Genomic DNA, 19,640 nt, shown 5'->3' with positions numbered 1-19,640 from the left:
AATAGTAAAAATCACGAACTTTGATGTCTTAAAATTTAAATCTTTTTGAAAAGAGAATTATGGAAGAAAATATTTTAGATTGTGTGATCGTAGGATCTGGACCTTCCGGTTTTACAGCAGCAATTTATGCAGCAAGAGCAGACCTTAAACCTCAACTATATACTGGTTTAGAGCCTGGAGGGCAGTTGACTACAACCACTGAAGTTGATAATTTCCCTGGTTATCCTGAAGGAATTACAGGTCCTGAAATGATGATGGATCTGCAGAAGCAGGCAGAAAGATTTGATACAAAAGTGCATTATGAAATGATTACCAAAGTCGAATTTTCAAAGGAAGTTGGTGGTATTCATAAATTATATGCAGGTAATAAAGAGCTTTTTGCTAAAACCGTAATTATTTCTACCGGTGCTACGGCAAAATATTTAGGCTTAGATGACGAAAAAAAATATAACGGAGGGGGTGTTTCGGCATGTGCAACCTGTGATGGCTTTTTTTATCGAGGTAAAGATGTTGTTGTAGTAGGAGCTGGTGATACTGCCGCTGAAGAAGCGACTTACCTGGCAAAATTGGTGAATAAAGTAACAATGCTGGTAAGAAAAGATCAATTCAGGGCTTCAAAAGCAATGATTCACCGCGTTTCAAATACTCCGAATATTGAAGTGAAATTTCATCATGAATTGATTGGCATAGAAGGTGAAAATAATCTGGTTGAAAGAGCGGTTGTAATCAATAATCAGACTCAGGAGAAATCAATAGTTGATGTTCACGGTATCTTTATCGCTATCGGTCACAAACCGAATACTGATATTTTTGTAGGCCAGATCAATCTGGATGAAAACGGATATATCGCCACTGAAAAAGGATCTACGAAAACTAATTTGCCCGGAGTTTTTGCTGCAGGAGATGTTCAGGATCATATTTACAGACAAGCGATCACGGCAGCAGGAAGCGGCTGTATGGCAGCCATGGATGCTGAAAAATATTTAGCTGAATTACATTAACTTTCAAATTTAAAATATAAAAACGCACCCGAAGTGGTGCGTTTGTTTTATTATGAAAAATGTTTTACTTGTTTTTTTGGGTGGTGGAGCTGGAAGCATACTGCGTTATCTTATTTCAGATTACACACAAAAACTCTGGAAAATCAACGCATTTCCGATGGGAACTTTTGTGGTGAATATACTGGGATGTTGTATCATCGGTTTTCTTACATCATACTTTCTGAAAGCGGATAATTATTTAAAATATCTTCTGATTACAGGATTTTGCGGAGGTTTTACAACATTTTCTACTTTTTCTGCTGAAAGCTTTTCGTTATGGCAGAATCAAAATTATACCGCACTGTTTTTATATATAATTCTGAGCGTGGTGCTCGGTTTTGGAGCTGTAATTTTAGGAATGAAAATTCATACTTCATGGTTGTGAAAATAATTAAACTGATTTTTAGCTTATTAATGTATAATGAATAATTTAATAAAAATATATTTTGTCAGAATCGAAAAACGTTTTATATTTGCACCACTGAAAACGAAGATGTAATCTGAGTTGAAGGAGAGATGGCAGAGTGGTCGATTGCGATAGTCTTGAAAACTATTGACTGTAACAGGTCCGGGGGTTCGAATCCCTCTCTCTCCGCAGAGTAAGGAAAAAAAACTTTTCAAAAACGCTCAAAAAATCTATTAAGAAGCTGTAATTTAAGTAATTACAGCTTTTTTTGTGTTTTTATAATGGCTAAATTTTTTATAATAAAACATAATTTTTGTGGCAGAATCGTGGCACAATGACCGTAAAAAATTGCGTGCCAAAGAAACGCATTTAACTGACTACAAATTCTGTCCTTCCATCATCAGGATTACCTCCATTAATATTTGTTGTAACAGCAATAAACATACAGTTTTCATCTACTAAGATCTGCTTAAATATAGGGAAAAAAAAGAACAGCGTACATAATTTAAGTTATGATGTCATTACAGGTCGTCGAAGAATCGAAGTAAAAATCCTACATGGTAGGTTATATGATTAAAATATAGATTCTTTACGAATGGACAACATTTCCCGTTGTGATTCTAAGCTCATTATATTTGTAATAAACAATAAATAATTTTATAATTTAACATATATTTAGATATCTAAAATTTCTATATGCTTGAAAATTTTGAATTTTACCTGTTTTTGGTACTTCTCATCACCATGCTGATTATGCTTGCCAAAAAAATACAGGTCGCATATCCTGTATTGCTGGTTTTAGCTGGACTTCTTATCAGTTTTATCCCCGGTGTACCACTTATTAAAATAGAGCCAGAATTATTATTTATTATTTTTTTACCTCCGCTGCTTTATGAAGCTGCATGGTCTACGTCCTGGAAAGAACTTTGGCGATGGCGCCGGATTATTTTCAGTTTTGCATTTGTAGTCGTTTTTTTTACTGCATTATCAGTAGCTGTTTTCGCCAATTATTTTATTCCCGGGTTTTCTCTGGCCCTTGGGTTTTTATTAGGTGGAATCGTTTCTCCGCCGGATGCAGTCAGTGCGGGAGCAATTTTAAAATTTGTCAAAGTGCCGAAAAGCCTCGCCTCGATACTCGAAGGTGAAAGTCTGCTGAACGATGCTTCTTCCCTGATTATCTTTAGGTTTGCAATGATTGCCGCTGCAACGGGACAATTTGTTTGGCAAGAGGCAGCAGGAAGTTTTGTATGGATGTGTGTTGGTGGTGTCGGAATCGGAGTCGTCATTGCGTATATTTTTATGAAAATGCATAAAATTTTGCCGACTGATTCCAACATTGATATTCTGCTTACTTTCATTGCTCCATTTTCAATGTATTTGGTAGCGGAACAGCTCCATGCGTCAGGAGTTTTGGCGGTAGTAACCGGCGGATTGTTTCTTTCATATCGCAGTCATGATTTTTTAAGCAGTGCTTCAAGAATACGTACGGTAACAGTTTGGGAAAGTTTTTGTTTTTTGTTAAATGGGATTGTATTCATGTTGATCGGTTTAGATTTACCTGAAATTGTTTCCGGCTTAGGTGAAACTGATCTGCTTACTGCAATCGGATATGGCGTTGCCGTTACTGCTGTCCTGATTATTGTGAGAGTTTTTGCAGGATATGCTGCGGTGATTACCACTTTAATAATGCGAAATTTTATCACCGTTGCAGATGCAGAATCACCGGGTTGGAAAACGCCCATGATTATCGGATGGACTGGTATGAGAGGCGTAGTATCTTTGGCGGCAGCACTTTCCATTCCTTTGACTCTTGATGACGGAACGCCTTTTCCACAGAGAAATCTGATCCTTTTTATCACTTTTATTGTTATTCTTTCCACTCTGTTGTTACAGGGGCTTACTCTACCTGTTTTAATTAAAAGATTTCCTCCAATTGACAAGGACTTTGTAAAAAGTGAAAAAGAGATCGATTATGAAATTCGAAACAGTCTTGCTGAAGTAGCAATTGATAAAATAAGGAGCGATTATTTTGATAAGATAGGCAGCTTTCCGGCTTTGAAAGAGCAATTGCAGAAATATGAAAACCAGCTGAGCAGCTCTGAGATTATTCTAAATTTTGATGAATACAGGAATATTTATATTGATATTCTCGAAACTCAGAGAAGTTGGCTGATCAATAAAAACCGTGAAGAACTTCTTTTAGATGAAGAAATAATCAGAAAACATCTTCGGCTGCTAGATCTTCAGGAGGAAAGACTGAATATGAAAAGTTAGTATATTTAAACAATTGAGGATCGATTTCGTAACCCACTTAACATATTAATGCGTTAAAAGCAGAGCCGTTGTTATTTGGATCTGCTACATATTTACAATTATAAGAAATCTCAGATTGAAGAAGAGTGCGATAAATAATTGAAAATTAATATTTTAATTTAATAAATCTATATGATGTTAATAAAAGTCAAAGAGTCGGCACATTAAATAATTCTTTTGACTTCTTATTTACTAATGATGAGACGGGCACATTTGGAGGAGTAGCAAAAACCAATGACAAGAAAAATATTACCCTTAATACTTCATTAGATTTATTTGCATTATTAAAAAAGTATAGCTATAATACAAACAATGGCAATGAGAGTTTCATGGATGATTTAGTTGGTTTAGCTTATAACTCTACTAACTATGACGGCGAAAAAGGCTAGTTAGATCTTAAATCATCTCTCGGACTAGATATATACGCACCAGTTATGGTAGGTAAAAAATATACATCCTTAATGTCACCCTATAATAGTTATAAATCATCAGTAATCGATTAGTAAACATAAACTTGAGCGTATACAGCAGAGGAAACCATAGCTGTCATTGTGTGCCACTAAGTAGTTACTAAAGAAGCATGGATTCAAGATTCACTAAGTAATAGTATAGGAAGTTATAATTAATTTAGAATATAAACGACAATAATGGATTCATAAACAAATGAAGGGTGCGTAATAGCACCCTTTACTTTAATTAATTAGGAATTTCATACAGTGGATTTCCGCACGAGGTGCCGCCTGCGTTTTTGAACAGATTATGAGTGTAGACCCCATCAGACCAGGTACATACTTCCTTAATAACGTCTGGCTGATATGATTTTCTGTCATAATACATTTTTCTACAGGTTCTAGTGGATCAAAAAGATAACCGTTTTACACTTAACTGTTTCCTTAATAACGATTGTAGCATACGCACTTCCTATCCAAACAGTAAGATACATAATTTGGTTTGCGGCACTCCTCTTTTATTTTTGGACAATAGATTAGGATAATCCTTCGTCGATCCCATTGATAGTTCCTTTCATTGTATAAAAACTACCGTCAGGCAAGGTGGCATTGCTATAAATAATTCCATTTTCATGATCTTCAATATGTGTAACGGTTGCGCCCGAAATTTCTTTCCAAGCAACCATATAAACATTGGCTCGTATTTCTGCAATGTTCGTTTTTACTTTTTCTGAGTAACCATTTTTAGTTAATGAGCCTCCTTCAATAATGGTAAAAACTAAAGATTCATCGGAATCGAAAAACAGTTCTGTTTTCAAACCGTCCATTTCCATTCTGTATTTGTTGCCTATTAATTTATTTGTCATTTTTAATCATATTAAAAGAGTTCATTGAATTTCCATTTGCAGATTTTGATGCAGGAATTTCTTCCTGAACGACATCCCAATGCTCGGCAATTTTACCATCTTCGATCCGAAAGATATCCACAACAATTACCGGTACTGTACCCCAACCGTTGACTACGCTGTGACTGATAACAACATTTCCTTCTTCGACAATAATACCCGGTTGCCATCTAAACTTTGGATCTAGGATGGTTAAAAGATCTTTGAGACCTTGGTGCCCGCTAATCATTGCAGGATTGTGCTGAACATATGATTCATGCCAATAGCGGTCTAAAGCAGTACTGTCTTTTTCGTGAAACAATTCATTCATTGCTTTTACTACGATTTCTTTATTTTTCAATTTTATTAATTTTAATTTTATTGTCTTTCATTTAATGACAGAACATGATCTTATTTCATCTAGATCAAATAAACAACATGATAAAACATTTCTCTTTTTGCTTAATCAAGAAAAACATACAATGATTTAATTTTTCCATCTTTAAAATGGGCGATATCCATTCCTGTAGCAACATGCGGCTGGCTTTCAGGACCGGCTCCCCAGATGAGTCTGCCCAAATTATTATTTATGGTAACAGGTTTAAGTTGAGTGAAAATAAAATCAGGTGGTAATTTTTGAAGTGTTGTAGTTACACTATCATTAATGGCATCTAATCCCTTTACCTTATGTCCTACATGGTACAGTTTAGCTTCTTCCCCGTATATTTTTTTGATAGCTTCCAGTCTTGTGGTGGAATTTTTTTCATTCCAAACCTGTTGAAGGTTGTCTTCCATCATTTGGATTTCTTGATTTTTCATATTCTTGATTTTAGGTTTTTTTTTAACAAAAAGCACATCTTGATGATCGCAAGACGTGCTGCAAAATGTTTAATTTGTAGATACAGGAGTATTCAGAAGCTGCAGTTCCCATGCAAGTGCTACACCGCTTGCGCCACCATGTTCAATGATCACTTCAGACAGCTGACCTGCTGTTTCCATACGTGCCCAATCTCGCTGCCACTCAGCGATCACCGCAAGCCAATTGATTGGTACAATACCTACCTGAACCATACGGCGTACTGCCATATCATGTGCTTCTAATGTTGTTGAACCACTCGCATCGGTCACCACAAAAACATCATAACCTTCACCTAATGCCTGAATTGCAGGCATCGCCACACAGATCTCTGTCCATAAACCAGCAAGAATCAGCTGCTTACGACCGCTTTCTTTTACGATGTCGGTAACCTTCGGGTCTTCCCATGTATTGATGAATGTCCTGTTAATAGGTTTTTGATCAGGGTAGACATCCTGCAGTTGTTTGATAATGTTTCCACCCCGTTCCTCAATAACGGTGGTAAGTATTGTAGGAACATTAAAAATTTTTGCTGCTTTGGCGAGCCCTGTCGCATTATTTACAATCATTGTCGGCTCATGACTGTTGAGGTTGGTAAATTGATAAGGCTGATGATCAATCAGTACAACAATGCTGTCCTCAGGACGCAAAAGACCTTGAAGGCCGATTTTCGGAGACTTTTCCATTTTTTTATGATATAATTAGTATCACAAAAATGGATGAAATAAGCCATCAAAATAGTAGATAAAAGACGAAAAAAAAAGTAGATATATGTCTAAATCAGAGACTGGCAAGAGCTACTTTCTAAGTAACTTTTTTCGTACTCTGCTTAGTGTATCTTTTGTTATTCCTAAATAAGATGCGATAATATGCTGAGGGAATCGAGAAACAAAATAGGGGTGACATTCAACAAAATCATTATAACGTTTTTCTGCAACAGAACTGATCGAAGATGTTATTCTTCTCTGTGTTGCGATATTATTTCTCTCATCAAGTTTTAATAAAAGTTCATTGAAAGCAGGACATTCTTGAGCTAATTTTATGCTGCTTTCTCTCGTGACCAAAAAAACTTCACAATCTTCCCATGCATCAATGTGATATGCGCTTGGTGTTGACATTGCAAAACTTTCACGGTCACCTGCCCACCAATTCTCAACAAAAAGATTGACAATATGTTCAGTACCTTTTTCGTCTGTGTAGTATTGTCTCATGGCACCTCTTACGATAAATGCAAAATATTTGCAGATTTCTCCCTCTTCTAACAGGAATTGTTTTTTTCGCAGCTTTTTCTTGATAAAGTAACTCTGAAAGACTTTAAAATCTTCTACAGAAATTGGGGTAGTAGTGTATCGATTGATATAGTTCAATAGTGGATGCATGGAATAATATTAGCTCAAACAAAGTTAATTATTTTTTGAATTTGAAAATATTTCAGTGATGCGGACAAGATTCTGTTTTTCGATTGAGTTAAGATTTAAATAATACAAAATATCGGATTCAATTTTCTTTAATGACCGATTCTTTTAAAGCCTTCGATTTCAAATAAATTGATTTTTGTTAGAAATTTAATAATAATTTTCCTTCGATTTGTAGATCTATGTCTACGATATTTGTTGTCAAATGTCGTCTTTAATTACTAATGATAAATCTAAATTTGTTTCATGTTATGAAAATATTCATCAAAGAGCGCGAAAACGGAGGCTTTGCCATAGCAAGGGATAATGAAAAGAGGGCGGGAGCAATGACATACTCCTCAGCAGGAGAACATTTGCTCATCATTGACCACACTGAGGTTGAGCCAGAATACATGGGTAAAAAAGTTGGTCTTCAAATGTTGTACAAAATTGTTGAGATGGCTAGGGAAAAAGAAATGAAAATCATTCCGTTATGTCCTTTTGCGGCAGCGATGTTCAAAAAAGAAAAAAATATTAGAGACGTATTACAAAACAATAATTAATTTTGGGAGATATAAAAAGAATATAAAAAAGAGATTTCACTATCGTTTGGAAACCCAAAATGTGCATCCATGCCGATGTTGGTGTAAAAAGCCTGCCGCAGGTTTACATCCAAAAGCATCACCATGGCTTAATTGTGAACACGCATCTGTGAAAGATTTAAAGACGCAAATAGAAAAATGTCCTTCCGGGGCATTATTGTATAAGGAATCTTAATTCAGATTATTCCACTTACTGCATGTCGATGAAAGGTGAAAAAATTCAAACATAAAAAAATATCCATATCATTTAATTTTACAAACAATGACTGATCCAAGATTTCCGGTACTCACCCAAAAACAAATCAGTATTCTAAAAGAGTCAGGTACCGTAATGACCTTTGAAAAAGAAACCGCAGTTTTTGAAGCTGGGGATAGCGCATATAATTTTTATGTCATTTTAGACGGAGCAGTTGTCATCAAAGATCCGTTTAATAAAAATCAAGTATTGGCAACTCATAGAATCAATGAATTTACAGGTGATAACAGTATGCTATCCGACAGAAGTATACCATTTAGCGCCTATGCTTTAAAAGGCACTACCGTTCTTAGCATTACACCTATTCAACTTAAAGAAATCATATCGAAGCACAGCGATATATGTGATGTTCTTTTGACTGCTTTTATTCAAAGACAGGAAACCATGTTGAAAGAATTTAATGGGGGTATAAAAGTGGTTGGTCCCGAAAAATCTAAGGAAACTTATGCGTTACGAGATTTTCTGGAAAAAAACCACATTTGGCACACGTTCCTCAATACCGATGTTTCAGAAGAAGCTCAAGAGCTTTTACATAGTTTTGGTCTGCTAAATGAAGATTTACCGATCGTTATAAGCATTTCAGGAGAGATTTCGAAAAAACCTACTGTTGCTGAAATTGCAAGAAAAACGGGTGTTTTAATTGAATTTACGGATGAAATATTTGATGTTCTGGTAGTAGGAGCGGGTCCATCGGGTTTGGCAGCAAGTGTATATGCCGCCTCAGAAGGACTGTCTGTTATTACCATTGATGGAAATGCTCCGGGAGGACAAGCCGGAAAAAGTTCAAAAATCGAAAATTACTTAGGCTTTCCGACCGGGATATCCGGGAATGATCTCGCCAATAAGGCATACATTCAGGCCCAGAAATTTGGATGCACGCTTTCTATCCCGCAGAAGGCAGAAAAAGTAGAGTACAATGGTAGTTACTTCATCTTGTGCGCTTCAAATGGTAAAAACATTAAAGCAAAATCTGTCATTGCAGCGACCGGAGCCAACTACAGACGTTTGCCGGTAGATAATATTGAAAAATTTGAAGGTAGTGGAGTTTTCTACTCAGCTACAGGAATGAATGCCTCTGCATGTAAAAATGAATTGGTAGGAGTGATTGGAGGCGGGAATTCTGCGGGCCAAGCTGCATTGTTTTTAGCAGAACATGCTCATGAGGTTCATGTAATTATTCGTGGGAATGATCTTGGAGCCAAAATGAGCGATTATCTGGTTCAGAGAATTGAGACCACTCCGAATATCATCGTTCATAAGAACAGCAATATTACTCAGCTTAATGGAACGCATTATTTGGAATCTTTGATACTTGATACAGATGGCACGACACAAGTGATAGGTATTTCAAATTTATTCACCTTTATAGGAGCAAAACCGTGCACGGAATGGTTAAACGGAATTGTTTCAATGGATGATAAAGGATTTATTTACACAGGTCCTGATGTTATTGAATCGGCAATGGCTGAATCTTCTATCTACAAAAAAAGAAAGCCACAATCTCTTGAGACGAGTATTCCCGGTTTCTATGCCGTCGGCGATGTTCGGAAAGGGTCTGTAAAAAGAGTGGCCTCTGCGGTAGGTGAAGGTTCTATGGCAATCAGTCAGGTTCACCAATATTTAGCCGAATTAAAAATGAATGGTTAGATTTTATATAACGGCTTAAAATAGAAACGTTTTTATCATAGAGAATTCTAATTTTGAAACAAAAAAAATACTCCAAAGCCAGAAACTTTGGAGTATTTTAAATTAAATTATGGCAAAAGTTCCTGCATTCCAAACGCTGTTAAAACTTTTGTATATTCGGTTTCTACCGCGTCATTAGCTGTTTTAACAATTTCGCCTGTTGATGGGTCTGCAACTGTTCTTAGCGGTCTTTGCCCTTTTGGCAAATTGATCAGGTTTACTACTGCGTCTGCAACCTCCTGTGGATTAGGTTTTACCCTTTCAAACATTTGACCAACTGCTCCAAATATTTTATCCGGAATATCAGCGATCATTTTATAATCATCAATAACGGATGTATCAGAACCGAATTGAACCTTCTGAGACATCTCGGTAGGAAACGAGCCTGGTTGAATAATGGCTACATCAACTCCAAATGGTCGTAATTCATAATGCAAACTTTCGCTTAAACCTTCAAGAGCAAATTTTGATGCACCATACATTGCAAAAAAAGGAGCTGAGAATCGACCCCATCCACTCGAAATATTGATAATTAAACCTTCTGATTGTTTACGCATAAAAGGTAATGCCAGTTTCATCAGTCTCCAGGGAGCGACCACATTAACATCGATCATTCTCTGCAAATCTTCAGGACTAGAACTTTCCGCAACACCAAACATTGAAATACCTGCATTGTTTACCAAGATATCAATGGTTCCTTCTTTAGCTATAATGGTGTCGATTGCACTTTTTACACTTGCTTCATCAGTTAATGATACATCAAGAATAGTGATGTTTTCTACCTCTGCTAAGGCTTTTGCTTTATTGGCATTTTTTCCGTCCGTATTTCTCATCGTAGCATACACTTTATGTCCTAAAGCTGCTACACTATTGGCAGTAAGCCATCCGAATCCACTATTTGTACCTGTAATTAATACTACTTTTTTGTCCATTTTTTTGTCATTTAAATTAATAATACAAATTTCGGGATCTCATAGAAGAAAACGTTTAACAAATGGTAAAAAGCGATTTTATCGAATATTTTTTCTTATTCTGCTTAATGATTGTTGGGTAATTCCCAAGTAAGAAGCAACGTAAGAAAGTGGTATTCGATTGACAAGATTTGGAAACATTCCGATGAATGATAAGTAACGTGTAGTAGCATCTTCTGAAACCAATGGACTTCTTCTTTCAATTGTTTTTAATAAACAGTTTTTTAAGATCAGCCCGGTAATAACATCCCAACCAACGATAGTATTTCCTATTTCGTCCCAATCTTTTTTCGAAAAAAAAAGCAGTGTGCAGTCGGTAACTGCCTCAATGTAATCAGAAGCTATTATTTGTGCCTCAAACTTTTGTTGATCCGAAACAAAATTGAGCTCGTCAATAAAGTGATGAGTAATCTCTTGACCTTTGTTGTTATAATAGCAGAAACGCACAACTCCCTCCAGAATAAACCCAACTTGTTTGGGAATTTTACCAGCTTCCGAAAAATATTCGCCTTTACGAAGGTCAAGCTCTGTTGCTTTGCTTGTAATGAGATCAATTTGCTGCTTATTCAAATGACCAAACTGCAAGATGTAGTCAATAAACTCTTTCATGATCTAAAGATACTTTATATTCTGAGCAACGGACTTACCATATGGTAAAAAGCTATTGTTAGAAAAGATACTGAGCAATGTCAATAAACTTTTACCGATTTAAATACCTCATTTCCCAACCATCAAATTGGCCCTGTTAATGATGCATTAAATAGACGTGAAAATTCAGTTGCTGAAAAATTTACTCCTACACCCGCTTAAAGATTTAAAGATATACTACCTTGCTTTTTTGTCTTATCTAAATTAGCCCAAGCTTTATCTCATTTATCAACCATACTAATTCAAACTCATTATAATCCAAATTTTTATAAGTTGGTCTTTATCAATTAAATATTCTACTTCCTGTACTCCTGCTAGTTTAATAGAGTCATGTATTTCGATACCACTTGTTCTCTCTAACTCATTTAACATATTCTATTGAATTAGCTTTTAAGTAGCCATTCAGCTTTATAACGATTAATTCCAGTTGTGTGACATCAGTTTTAATTGCACGGCCATATTTATACTTCTGAAATTTGCTTGTAATCAAGCAGTCTTTAAATATTGGATTATCATCAAAAAATGCGAATGTTATTATTCAGAAAATTTAAAAGTAAACTCATTTCTCGGGTCTGTTTTGTAAGCATTTTTTTGGCTGACCGGCGAAATACCGAAAAGGGGAGAGTAGGTTTTCACTTTCACCGTTTTATTATCGGGATAAAACTCAATAATTCTGAGCCAGCCGTCACCACCGTTACCATCACGATGACCACCACCTTCACTCTGCATGTCAAAAAGCATCTGGTTTACGTTTTTTCCATAACTGTTAGGGTCTACACGGAAACCCTCACCAGAAATATGACCACTTAATACAAGTTGTAGATTTTGAGACGGCTGTATTAGCTTCTGCCATATTTGTTCTCCGTTATTAGACTCCGGAAGCAGGATGGTTTTAGATTTTTGCGGCACATTGTTGACCAGAAAAGGCTCGTACATAAACCAAGAATTCTCTTTATCCGTTCTCTTATCTTTGTCATTCAAAAAAGCATGAGTCGTTAGAATTGATCTGTGGTTTTTGTACTGAGGCATATCTAAAACCTTTTTAGCCCACTCCAAAGTTTTATCTCTGGGTGCAAATTCAAGGCTGAAAAATAAATAGTCCACCCCGTTCAATCCTTTCAGTTCCAGAACGGAGTTTTCCATGCTTGGTGCGCCGGCATCATTAAAAAAGTTCTGTGCTAAATATTTCTGATTTAAATAATTAAAATTAGAAGGAAAAAACTCGTTGTAGCGTGAAAATCTTCGGCCTACTTCATTAATGCTGAAGTCATGATTTCCTGTAGCAGCTACATAAGGTACCTTTCCGTTGAGCCTCCCCAGGATTGACTGCACAGATTTCCACTGGTCATCTGCACTTTGGTCGCCGTCATATCCCTGATTCAAAATATTGTTATGCTCCACCAGATCTCCGACCTGGCAAACCATTTTAATATTGAGGGGAGAAATATTATCCTCAATCCATCGTACCATCAGATCTAAAACAGGCTGATTTCTGTTCCATTTCACATAGTTTTGAGTATCCGGGATGAGTATGATACTCCATGATTTTTCATGGTCTAATTTTGGAGTCTGAAATTTTTCCTGCCCAAAAACTATTGCAGACAATAGTATTAGCAATATTGATATATTCTTCTTCATATTAATCTAATATCCGGGGTTTTGTTTTAAATTAGGATTCGCATCCATTTCCGATTGCGGGATCGGCCAGTATTCGTCTTTATTGATTGTATAAACCACCTGCTGTGTAGAAAAAGATGCTGAAGCCTGTGAATGATTATAAATAGGATTTGCACTTTCATCAAAGCCGGTCACTACAGATTTATTCCAGTTGTTGGCGTTACGGTTGAGATATAAATATCCGTTCATCACATTATTTGCAATCCCCCAACGTCTGATGTCATACCATCGTAGTCCATCATTGGCCAATTCCACTTTTCTTTCATATCGAAGTGCTTTTCTCAATTGCGCTTGAGACATTCCTGTAGGTAAAGCCGGCATTTTTGCACGTATTCTGATTTGGTTAATCATATCATACACAGAACTATCGAGCTGATTCGATTCTATTTTTGCTTCTGCATGGATCAGCATTAATTCTGATAATCTGAAAATCCCGACATTCAAATCTGAATTTCCACTTACTGAGGTTGAATTAAAATCAGCAATGTCCACCACTTTTCTCCAGAGATAACCACTGAAAGAACGATACGCATTGGTCGCATCGGCATTCGTAACCTGAGTTGGTACTCCGGCTGACCAGTAGTTGTTTACTTTTACGAAAGATGTATTCGGCTCAAATTGGTATCCTAGATATCTTGAATGCGGACGTACAGCATACATATCTAAACGTGGATCCCTGTTTTTAAAAGGATTTGCATTGTCATACAGCGGAGATTCCAGTATTGACAGACCGTCTGTCATTTCGTAAGAATCGATAAGATTTTGAGTAGGTCCCCAATAACAAACTCCTTTACCGAGACGTGATGCTGCATAATATTGCTGATTATGAAGATATCCCGGTACATTTTTGTTGAATTCTGCCACCCAAATCCATTCTTTGCTCGTTGAAAAACCATTATGTCCAAATATGTTACTTGGATCGGGCTCTCCCACGGTGTGATCTTTACCTGCAAAATTGACCGAAGCATTGAATGGTGTCAAACTATAGACACCGGCAGCTGCATCCAAAGCCTGTTTTGAAGTAACCGCCGCTGCTGCGTATTGTTTTGAGTAAAGTTCAACTCTTGCTTTCAGCATCAAGGCTGCGATACGTGAAGCACGCACATTTCCGTATTGCGATTGGGAAATCGGAAGCTGAGGAGCAACTGCTCCCAGTTCTGCAATAATAAATTGCTGAATTTCTGCAACAGGAGTTCTTGCCACGTTAGAATTGTTCAGGGTGACTGCTGATTTAATCAGCGGAACATCACCATAAAGCTCGATCAGTTGAGAATACGCATAAGCACGGATAAATCTTAGTTCTGAACCAAGCTCTGCCTTTTGAGCAGCGGTAAGTCCTGAAATGCCATCTAATTTGTCAAGTACTGCATGACATCTTGCAATGGTTTTATAATGAATTTCCCATGGTTTTATGGTTAATGCATTGGTCGTGGTGATAGAACTTGTGATGGGTGAAGTGTAGTTGGTTCCCGGTCTTGCATAACCGATGTCTGTTATATTATCCATCACATGCCAAATTGGTGTACTCGCAGCATCGATCGTGCTGAGATTTCTGTATGCTGCAAAAAGTCCCATTTTTCCTTCGTCATAAGATGCAGGGAAAGTTCCGGAAGTGGGGCCGTTAAGAGGTTCTAAATCCATATCACTTGAGCAAGAAGTGATGATGGCCAATAAAAATATTTTTAAAAGGTTTTTCATTTTTTTATCATTAAAATTTAACATCAATACCGAATGAGAATGTTTTTACCTGCGGATAGTAGTTTCCCCCTCCCAAAGCAACGCCATCGGAACTTCCGAGATTATAATTAATCTCTGGATCGTACCCTTCATAAAAATTTGTGAATGTCAGAAGGTTTTGTCCGTTGAGGTAGAGGTAAATGCTCTGCAGAAAGGTGTTATCTGTAAAAGATTTAGGCAATTCATAGCCAATCTGTACATTTTTTAATCTCATATACGCTGCACTTCTCATCCACTTGGTTGAGTTTTGTGTATTGTTTGTGGAAGTGAGAGAAACTCGTGGAAACTCAGCATCTGTATTTTCCGGTGTCCAGTAATCCAGTTGCCAAGGTTTTACGGCACTTGAGTTGACGGCAGGAATTACGTAGTGAGAATCCAGATAACCGTCAACTTTTCCAACTCCCTGTATTAATGCAGATAATTTAAGGCCTTTATAAGAAAAGCCCATATTAAACCCGTAAGTATATCTCGGAATTGTACTACCGATAATGGTTCTGTCGGCATCAGTAATTTTTCCGTCTCCGATCGGATTTCCGTTTGCATCGAAAGCTCCTGCAATATCTTTATATCTGATATCTCCGGGTTTTAAAGTTCCGAATTGTGTAGGACCGGCATTGATTTCTGCTTGGCTTTGATATAATCCGTCAGCGATAAATCCGTAAATAGAATTCACCGAAGAGCCAACCTGCTGACGAAGCAATGTTCCGGAAGACTGACCTTTCATGTCGATAATTTCATTTTTCACGTCAGAAAGATTGAAACCGAGATTTATTTTAAAATCTCCCCATCTTTCATTGTATTGTGCACCGATTTCCCAACCTTTGTTGCTTACCGTTGCTGCATTTTGTACAGGTGCTTCCAAACCTGTAAGCTGAGAAGTATTTAATCTTAAAAGAATTCCGTCTGTTTTTTTGTTGTACAGGTCAAAGGTTAAATCTAATTTTCTCCATAGAGATAAATCGACGCCAATACCCGACATGGTAGTCTCCTCCCATTTCAGATCAGGATTAGACATGATTAATTGCTGGATTGTTTGATAGACAACTCCGTTCATAGAAGTACTTCCTAGGGATAACGGTTCTGAGAAAGGGTAGTACGACGAACTGATATTTTGATTTCCCAGTTTCCCCCAAGAACCTCTGAATTTTAAAAGGCTGATTGTTTCTCGTAAATTTTCGAAAAAGCTTTCTCTTGAAACCACCCATCCGGCAGAAAATGAAGGGAAAACTGCCCAACGGTTTTTGCCGATAAACCTTGAAGTACCATCGTATCTTACGTTGGCCTCAAATAAATATTTTTGATTGTAATTGTAATTGAATCTGCCAAATGCAGAAACCAGAAGCCATTCGTATTCTGCTCCGCCGTTATCTTTTGTTTCGTTATCTGCACCGGCGTCTAACACCTCGTAATTGTCATATAGAAAATCTCTCCTGTATCCGGATAAGATTTTTTCATTATATGTTTCTCTGGAAGCTCCTGCAAGAAGCTCAAAACTATGTTTGCCAAATTCTTTTTTTGCATCCGCCTGAAACTGATAGGTTCCGTAAAACTGGCGTCTCGCAGATTCCGTAAGTTCTGTAAAAGTATTGGCAGAACCGGCTTCGGTTCCATCTTCGTAATAGGTGGGCACACTTTTTCTGAAGAGATGAATATTCGTTGTAAGATAGCGTGGAGCTACCATACCTTTTAATGTTAACCAATCTGTAGGTTTATAAGAAATGTTCATATTTCCTATAAATTCTAAATTATTCTGATTGCGGTTTCCTCCATTTTCGATAAAACCGACCGGATTGATCTTTACCCATCCGTCAGAATAATTATTGCCATAGTAAATAGGAATATTGGTCGGCATTCTTCCGAGATAATTCCACACGGTGCCTTCATCTGCGATCTGTTTTCTGTCTTTATTGATAAATGACATATCAAGTCTGATGTTCCATTGGTCATTCGGCGTGATGTCCATATTATTTCGGAAAACAAACCTTGTAAAATCGGTATTTTTAATAATTCCTTCCTGATTTGAATATCCAAATGATGGTGATACGCTTATAATTCCTGATTTTGCTGATAACGAAAAATAATGATCCTGAAGAAATCCGCTTCCTTGAAGAATGGCCTTCTGCCAATCATAGTTACCCGGGTTTTTGTCGTATGCATTTTTAAAAGCATTGATCGCTTCATCAGTATAAATCTTTGTGCCGTTGTCGTTCATACTGGCATCATTAAATACTTTCATATAGGTAAGACCATCGGTCACCTTTGGTATTGCTGTTGCCATTTGCCAACCGGTATACATTCGGTATTGTGCTGTCAGCTTATTTCCTTTAGCCCGTTTTGTGGTGATAAGAATAACCCCACCCGCTGCTCTTGAGCCATATATTGCTGCAGAAGCAGCATCTTTAAGTACGGAAATAGATTCAATCATGTTTACATCAACATCATTGATATTTCCCGCAACGCCGTCAATGATCACAAGAGGATTGGTGTCAGAACCTCCAAAACTGTTGATCCCTCTGATTCTGATATTCCCCGCATCCCCGCCCGGTGCACCGGTTTGTGTAGTTACTGTAACGCCCGGCGCTAGACCCTGTAAAAGATTTCCGGCTGAAAGTATCGGCTGTCCTTCTGCTGCAGCGCCTTTCACTACAGATACGGACCCAGTGATAATGGATTTTTTTTGTGTACCGTAACCAACAACTACAACTTCTTCAATTTTTTTCTCCTGCTGATTTATCGTGTCGTTTTGGGGTTTTATTTCATTTTCAGTAAGAGAATTATTAGAAATTAATTTTCTAAGAGTTACTGTATTATTCTGGATTTGATAATCTAAAGGAACACTCTTTTTTAGATAATCTAAGCTTTGCTTTAATGATGAATAGTTGATTTTGCTTTCATCGATCCAGATATTTTTAAAATCTGAAGCAGAATAAAAGAATTCAGTATTGGTAGATTTTCCTAATTTTTTAAGTATTTTGACGAGTGATACCTGCCCCTGATTGTTTGTTACGGGCATGTTGGTCTGGGTTTGCGCATAATTTTGCACAGGAATTCCCATAGCGACGAGTAAAGCAATAGAAATTGCAGTTTTTTTCATAAATTTGAAGAGTTAATCTATTATTCTTAAGCGGGTTTTAAATTAATTACAAGCACTGATAACGCCACATTATTAGTGCTGTTTTTTTTAATATAGTATTACTTCATATTCATTTTTAACAGTAGTTTTTAGATTAAACGGATAATTGATGATCGAAAGAATCTCTTTCAGGTTTCCTGAGAACGACCCAGAAACCTGGTTTTTAGCAATGCTTTTGGGATAAGTAATTTTTATTCCGTATTTGTTTTCTATCTTAGATATAGCATCCTCGAATGTTGTATTTTCAAAAGTGAAAGTTTGTACAGTTGTTACTGCATAAAAATGGAAGTCATTTTTTGTCGGAGAGGTACTCCAGCTTTCATTGGGCAAGAGGTAGGTTAGTTTGCCGTTGTGATCTATTTTTACTTTTCCCTCCAACAATTGTACTTTTTTCTCTTCTGATCTTTGATCAACTGAAAATTTTGTACCCAAAACTTCAACAGTAAAGCCACCTGCATTTACGATGAAAGGTCTGGATTTATCTTTTGCGATCGAGAAAAAACCTTTCCCCTCAAATTGTACATTCCTGTATTTCTTTCCAAAATCTTTATTGATGGACAACCTGCTGTGAGGTTCTAAGGTGATTATACTCTGATCTGATAATCTGAAAGTTTTTGAAGACTCATTGGTTTGCAATACAATAGCAGAGAAATTATTTTTTTGTTTTTTCGTCTCAAAATCTTTATAAAATAACAGGATCCCGAATAAAGGTACCAAAACAGCGGCCGCAGTCATCCAATAATAATTTCGTTTATTATTTTGCTTCATTCTCGTTTCTATTCCGTTCCAGATTCTGGAATCAGCCGCAGAATCCATTTCCTGTTTTTCTTCGGAAACCTTTGTCCAGATTTTTCTAAAATGTTTTTGAGAATCTTTCATACTATTATGATTACGCAGCAAAATAAAAATATCCACCCCGAAGAGATGGATTTAATGATTTATTTAAACTGGTTAATATTTCGTTAAAACATACTAAGATTAGCCTTGATGTGCCGGATGACTTTATTTACTTGCTTTTCTACGGCTGTTTTAGAGATGTTATTTTCTCTTGCGATTTGTGAATAACTTATTTTTTCCAATTTGTTTTTATAAAAAAAAGTTTTGCTTCTTTCGGGAACTTTTTCCAAAAGGGTTTGTATTTTTAATAGCTGTTCTTCTTTAAATTCGTGATCCGTTTTTTCTGAATCGGCTTCGTCTGTTATCAAAGTTTCATCCGAAAATGAAAAGAGCATTTTGTTTTTTCTGTAAAAATTAGAAACTTCCTGTTGAGCAGTTTTGAAGATGACAGATTCTAAAGTCTGCGGGTTTTTTAGCGCGGAAGAATGTTTCCAAAGATGTACAAAAATCTCCTGTACAACATCTTCCACATCTTCCGTACTGGAAATAAACTTTTTGACAAAAAAGTATACCTGATGTTTGTAATCTAAATATATTTTTTCAAAATACTTCATTATAATGAACTACATTGTAGCAATGCTTGGCAAAAGTAGTCAATTCGTGTTGCGCTAATATCAAGCAAATATTAAATTTAATCTAGCGTATGAAAACGGTAGTATGGTGAAGGTTAAGCAAGGAAATGGAGTTGATC

General features: G+C 36.6%; 19 protein-coding genes and 1 tRNA gene. 7 read left to right on the top strand and 13 right to left on the bottom strand.

Annotated features, from left to right (window positions below):
* The first annotated feature begins 59 nt into the window (after positions 1 to 59).
* From trxB to K0U91_RS15595, 4 genes are all read left to right on the top strand, one after another.
* Positions 60 to 1,001: a thioredoxin-disulfide reductase gene (gene trxB, locus K0U91_RS15610; RefSeq protein WP_220179398.1), complete on the top strand. Its 942-nt coding sequence runs from the start codon at positions 60 to 62 to the stop codon at positions 999 to 1,001.
* A 52-nt stretch (positions 1,002 to 1,053) separates the two neighbouring features.
* Complete coding sequence (gene crcB / locus K0U91_RS15605; RefSeq protein ID WP_220179397.1) at positions 1,054 to 1,425, top strand: fluoride efflux transporter CrcB; 372 nt, start codon at positions 1,054 to 1,056, stop codon at positions 1,423 to 1,425.
* 125 nt (positions 1,426 to 1,550) lie between these two features.
* Positions 1,551 to 1,635 (top strand) — tRNA-Ser (locus tag K0U91_RS15600).
* Between the two features lie 507 nt (positions 1,636 to 2,142).
* Positions 2,143 to 3,720 carry a Na+/H+ antiporter gene (locus tag K0U91_RS15595; protein WP_219968834.1) on the top strand — a complete coding sequence of 526 codons (1,578 nt, stop codon included), beginning with the start codon at positions 2,143 to 2,145 and terminating at the stop codon, positions 3,718 to 3,720.
* Positions 3,721 to 4,455: 735 nt separating this feature from the next.
* Here the strand turns inward: K0U91_RS15595 and K0U91_RS15590 are convergent.
* The 6 genes from K0U91_RS15590 to K0U91_RS15565 all read right to left on the bottom strand — a co-directional run bounded on the left by K0U91_RS15590 (position 4,456) and on the right by K0U91_RS15565 (position 7,327).
* Positions 4,456 to 4,596 (bottom strand): hypothetical protein, encoded by a 141-nt coding sequence (locus K0U91_RS15590; RefSeq protein ID WP_219968836.1) that lies wholly within the window; start codon positions 4,594 to 4,596, stop codon positions 4,456 to 4,458.
* Between the two features lie 148 nt (positions 4,597 to 4,744).
* The gene (locus K0U91_RS15585; RefSeq protein ID WP_220179396.1) at positions 4,745 to 5,074 is read right to left on the bottom strand and encodes a MoaF-related domain-containing protein; all 330 of its coding nucleotides are present in this window, start codon (positions 5,072 to 5,074) and stop codon (positions 4,745 to 4,747) included.
* On the bottom strand, positions 5,064 to 5,453 hold the full coding sequence (locus K0U91_RS15580) for a nuclear transport factor 2 family protein (RefSeq protein WP_220179395.1): 390 nt from the start codon (positions 5,451 to 5,453) through the stop codon (positions 5,064 to 5,066). The genes K0U91_RS15585 and K0U91_RS15580 overlap by 11 nt, the downstream gene beginning before the upstream one ends.
* Positions 5,454 to 5,554: 101 nt before the next feature.
* Positions 5,555 to 5,911 carry a nuclear transport factor 2 family protein gene (locus tag K0U91_RS15575; RefSeq protein ID WP_220179394.1) on the bottom strand — a complete coding sequence of 119 codons (357 nt, stop codon included), beginning with the start codon at positions 5,909 to 5,911 and terminating at the stop codon, positions 5,555 to 5,557.
* Between the two features lie 69 nt (positions 5,912 to 5,980).
* A complete protein-coding gene (locus K0U91_RS15570; RefSeq protein ID WP_219968840.1) occupies positions 5,981 to 6,634 on the bottom strand; it encodes a hydrolase in 654 nt (217 codons plus the stop codon).
* 111 nt (positions 6,635 to 6,745) lie between these two features.
* Entirely contained in the window at positions 6,746 to 7,327 is a 582-nt protein-coding gene (locus K0U91_RS15565; RefSeq protein WP_220179393.1) for a Crp/Fnr family transcriptional regulator, read from the bottom strand.
* Positions 7,328 to 7,614: 287 nt separating this feature from the next.
* Between K0U91_RS15565 and K0U91_RS15560 the strand changes: the two genes are divergently transcribed.
* From K0U91_RS15560 to K0U91_RS15550, 3 genes are all read left to right on the top strand, one after another.
* On the top strand, positions 7,615 to 7,905 hold the full coding sequence (locus tag K0U91_RS15560; RefSeq protein WP_220179392.1) for a GNAT family N-acetyltransferase: 291 nt from the start codon (positions 7,615 to 7,617) through the stop codon (positions 7,903 to 7,905).
* 61 nt (positions 7,906 to 7,966) lie between these two features.
* Positions 7,967 to 8,119, top strand: a complete 153-nt coding sequence (locus K0U91_RS15555) for a (4Fe-4S)-binding protein (protein ID WP_309148153.1) — start codon at positions 7,967 to 7,969, stop codon at positions 8,117 to 8,119.
* An 87-nt stretch (positions 8,120 to 8,206) separates the two neighbouring features.
* Entirely contained in the window at positions 8,207 to 9,847 is a 1,641-nt protein-coding gene (locus K0U91_RS15550) for an FAD-dependent oxidoreductase (protein ID WP_220179391.1), read from the top strand.
* A gap of 107 nt (positions 9,848 to 9,954) precedes the next feature.
* Here the strand turns inward: K0U91_RS15550 and K0U91_RS15545 are convergent, their stop codons facing one another.
* From K0U91_RS15545 to K0U91_RS15515, 7 genes are all read right to left on the bottom strand, one after another.
* On the bottom strand, positions 9,955 to 10,818 hold the full coding sequence (locus tag K0U91_RS15545) for an SDR family oxidoreductase (protein WP_220179390.1): 864 nt from the start codon (positions 10,816 to 10,818) through the stop codon (positions 9,955 to 9,957).
* A 78-nt stretch (positions 10,819 to 10,896) separates the two neighbouring features.
* On the bottom strand, positions 10,897 to 11,466 hold the full coding sequence (locus K0U91_RS15540) for a Crp/Fnr family transcriptional regulator (protein WP_220179389.1): 570 nt from the start codon (positions 11,464 to 11,466) through the stop codon (positions 10,897 to 10,899).
* Between the two features lie 573 nt (positions 11,467 to 12,039).
* Complete coding sequence (locus tag K0U91_RS15535) at positions 12,040 to 13,143, bottom strand: metallophosphoesterase (protein ID WP_220179388.1); 1,104 nt, start codon at positions 13,141 to 13,143, stop codon at positions 12,040 to 12,042.
* A gap of 6 nt (positions 13,144 to 13,149) precedes the next feature.
* Positions 13,150 to 14,880 carry a RagB/SusD family nutrient uptake outer membrane protein gene (locus tag K0U91_RS15530; protein ID WP_220179387.1) on the bottom strand — a complete coding sequence of 577 codons (1,731 nt, stop codon included), beginning with the start codon at positions 14,878 to 14,880 and terminating at the stop codon, positions 13,150 to 13,152.
* A gap of 10 nt (positions 14,881 to 14,890) precedes the next feature.
* Positions 14,891 to 18,013: a SusC/RagA family TonB-linked outer membrane protein gene (locus K0U91_RS15525; RefSeq protein ID WP_220179386.1), complete on the bottom strand. Its 3,123-nt coding sequence runs from the start codon at positions 18,011 to 18,013 to the stop codon at positions 14,891 to 14,893.
* Between the two features lie 87 nt (positions 18,014 to 18,100).
* On the bottom strand, positions 18,101 to 18,931 hold the full coding sequence (locus K0U91_RS15520; RefSeq protein WP_220179385.1) for a FecR family protein: 831 nt from the start codon (positions 18,929 to 18,931) through the stop codon (positions 18,101 to 18,103).
* Between the two features lie 83 nt (positions 18,932 to 19,014).
* Positions 19,015 to 19,503: an RNA polymerase sigma factor gene (locus K0U91_RS15515; protein ID WP_219968850.1), complete on the bottom strand. Its 489-nt coding sequence runs from the start codon at positions 19,501 to 19,503 to the stop codon at positions 19,015 to 19,017.
* Positions 19,504 to 19,640 lie beyond the last annotated feature (137 nt).

It is taken from the genome of Chryseobacterium sp. LJ668, from assembly GCF_019613955.1.
Lineage (GTDB): Bacteria > Bacteroidota > Bacteroidia > Flavobacteriales > Weeksellaceae > Chryseobacterium.
This window is presented reverse-complemented; position numbering and strand designations above follow the sequence as displayed.

What these genes read in the sequence shown, in the direction of transcription:
- trxB (WP_220179398.1), top strand. Translation starts at nt 60, where the DNA reads ATGGAAGAAAATATTTTAGATTGTGTGATCGTAGGATCTGGACCTTCC.
- crcB (WP_220179397.1), top strand. Translation starts at nt 1,054, where the DNA reads ATGAAAAATGTTTTACTTGTTTTTTTGGGTGGTGGAGCTGGAAGCATA.
- K0U91_RS15595 (WP_219968834.1), top strand. Translation starts at nt 2,143, where the DNA reads ATGCTTGAAAATTTTGAATTTTACCTGTTTTTGGTACTTCTCATCACC.
- K0U91_RS15590 (WP_219968836.1), bottom strand. Translation starts at nt 4,596, where the DNA reads ATGTATTATGACAGAAAATCATATCAGCCAGACGTTATTAAGGAAGTA.
- K0U91_RS15585 (WP_220179396.1), bottom strand. Translation starts at nt 5,074, where the DNA reads ATGACAAATAAATTAATAGGCAACAAATACAGAATGGAAATGGACGGT.
- K0U91_RS15575 (WP_220179394.1), bottom strand. Translation starts at nt 5,911, where the DNA reads ATGAAAAATCAAGAAATCCAAATGATGGAAGACAACCTTCAACAGGTT.
- K0U91_RS15570 (WP_219968840.1), bottom strand. Translation starts at nt 6,634, where the DNA reads ATGGAAAAGTCTCCGAAAATCGGCCTTCAAGGTCTTTTGCGTCCTGAG.
- K0U91_RS15565 (WP_220179393.1), bottom strand. Translation starts at nt 7,327, where the DNA reads ATGCATCCACTATTGAACTATATCAATCGATACACTACTACCCCAATT.
- K0U91_RS15560 (WP_220179392.1), top strand. Translation starts at nt 7,615, where the DNA reads ATGAAAATATTCATCAAAGAGCGCGAAAACGGAGGCTTTGCCATAGCA.
- K0U91_RS15550 (WP_220179391.1), top strand. Translation starts at nt 8,207, where the DNA reads ATGACTGATCCAAGATTTCCGGTACTCACCCAAAAACAAATCAGTATT.
- K0U91_RS15545 (WP_220179390.1), bottom strand. Translation starts at nt 10,818, where the DNA reads ATGGACAAAAAAGTAGTATTAATTACAGGTACAAATAGTGGATTCGGA.
- K0U91_RS15540 (WP_220179389.1), bottom strand. Translation starts at nt 11,466, where the DNA reads ATGAAAGAGTTTATTGACTACATCTTGCAGTTTGGTCATTTGAATAAG.
- K0U91_RS15535 (WP_220179388.1), bottom strand. Translation starts at nt 13,143, where the DNA reads ATGAAGAAGAATATATCAATATTGCTAATACTATTGTCTGCAATAGTT.
- K0U91_RS15530 (WP_220179387.1), bottom strand. Translation starts at nt 14,880, where the DNA reads ATGAAAAACCTTTTAAAAATATTTTTATTGGCCATCATCACTTCTTGC.
- K0U91_RS15525 (WP_220179386.1), bottom strand. Translation starts at nt 18,013, where the DNA reads ATGAAAAAAACTGCAATTTCTATTGCTTTACTCGTCGCTATGGGAATT.
- K0U91_RS15520 (WP_220179385.1), bottom strand. Translation starts at nt 18,931, where the DNA reads ATGAAAGATTCTCAAAAACATTTTAGAAAAATCTGGACAAAGGTTTCC.
- K0U91_RS15515 (WP_219968850.1), bottom strand. Translation starts at nt 19,503, where the DNA reads ATGAAGTATTTTGAAAAAATATATTTAGATTACAAACATCAGGTATAC.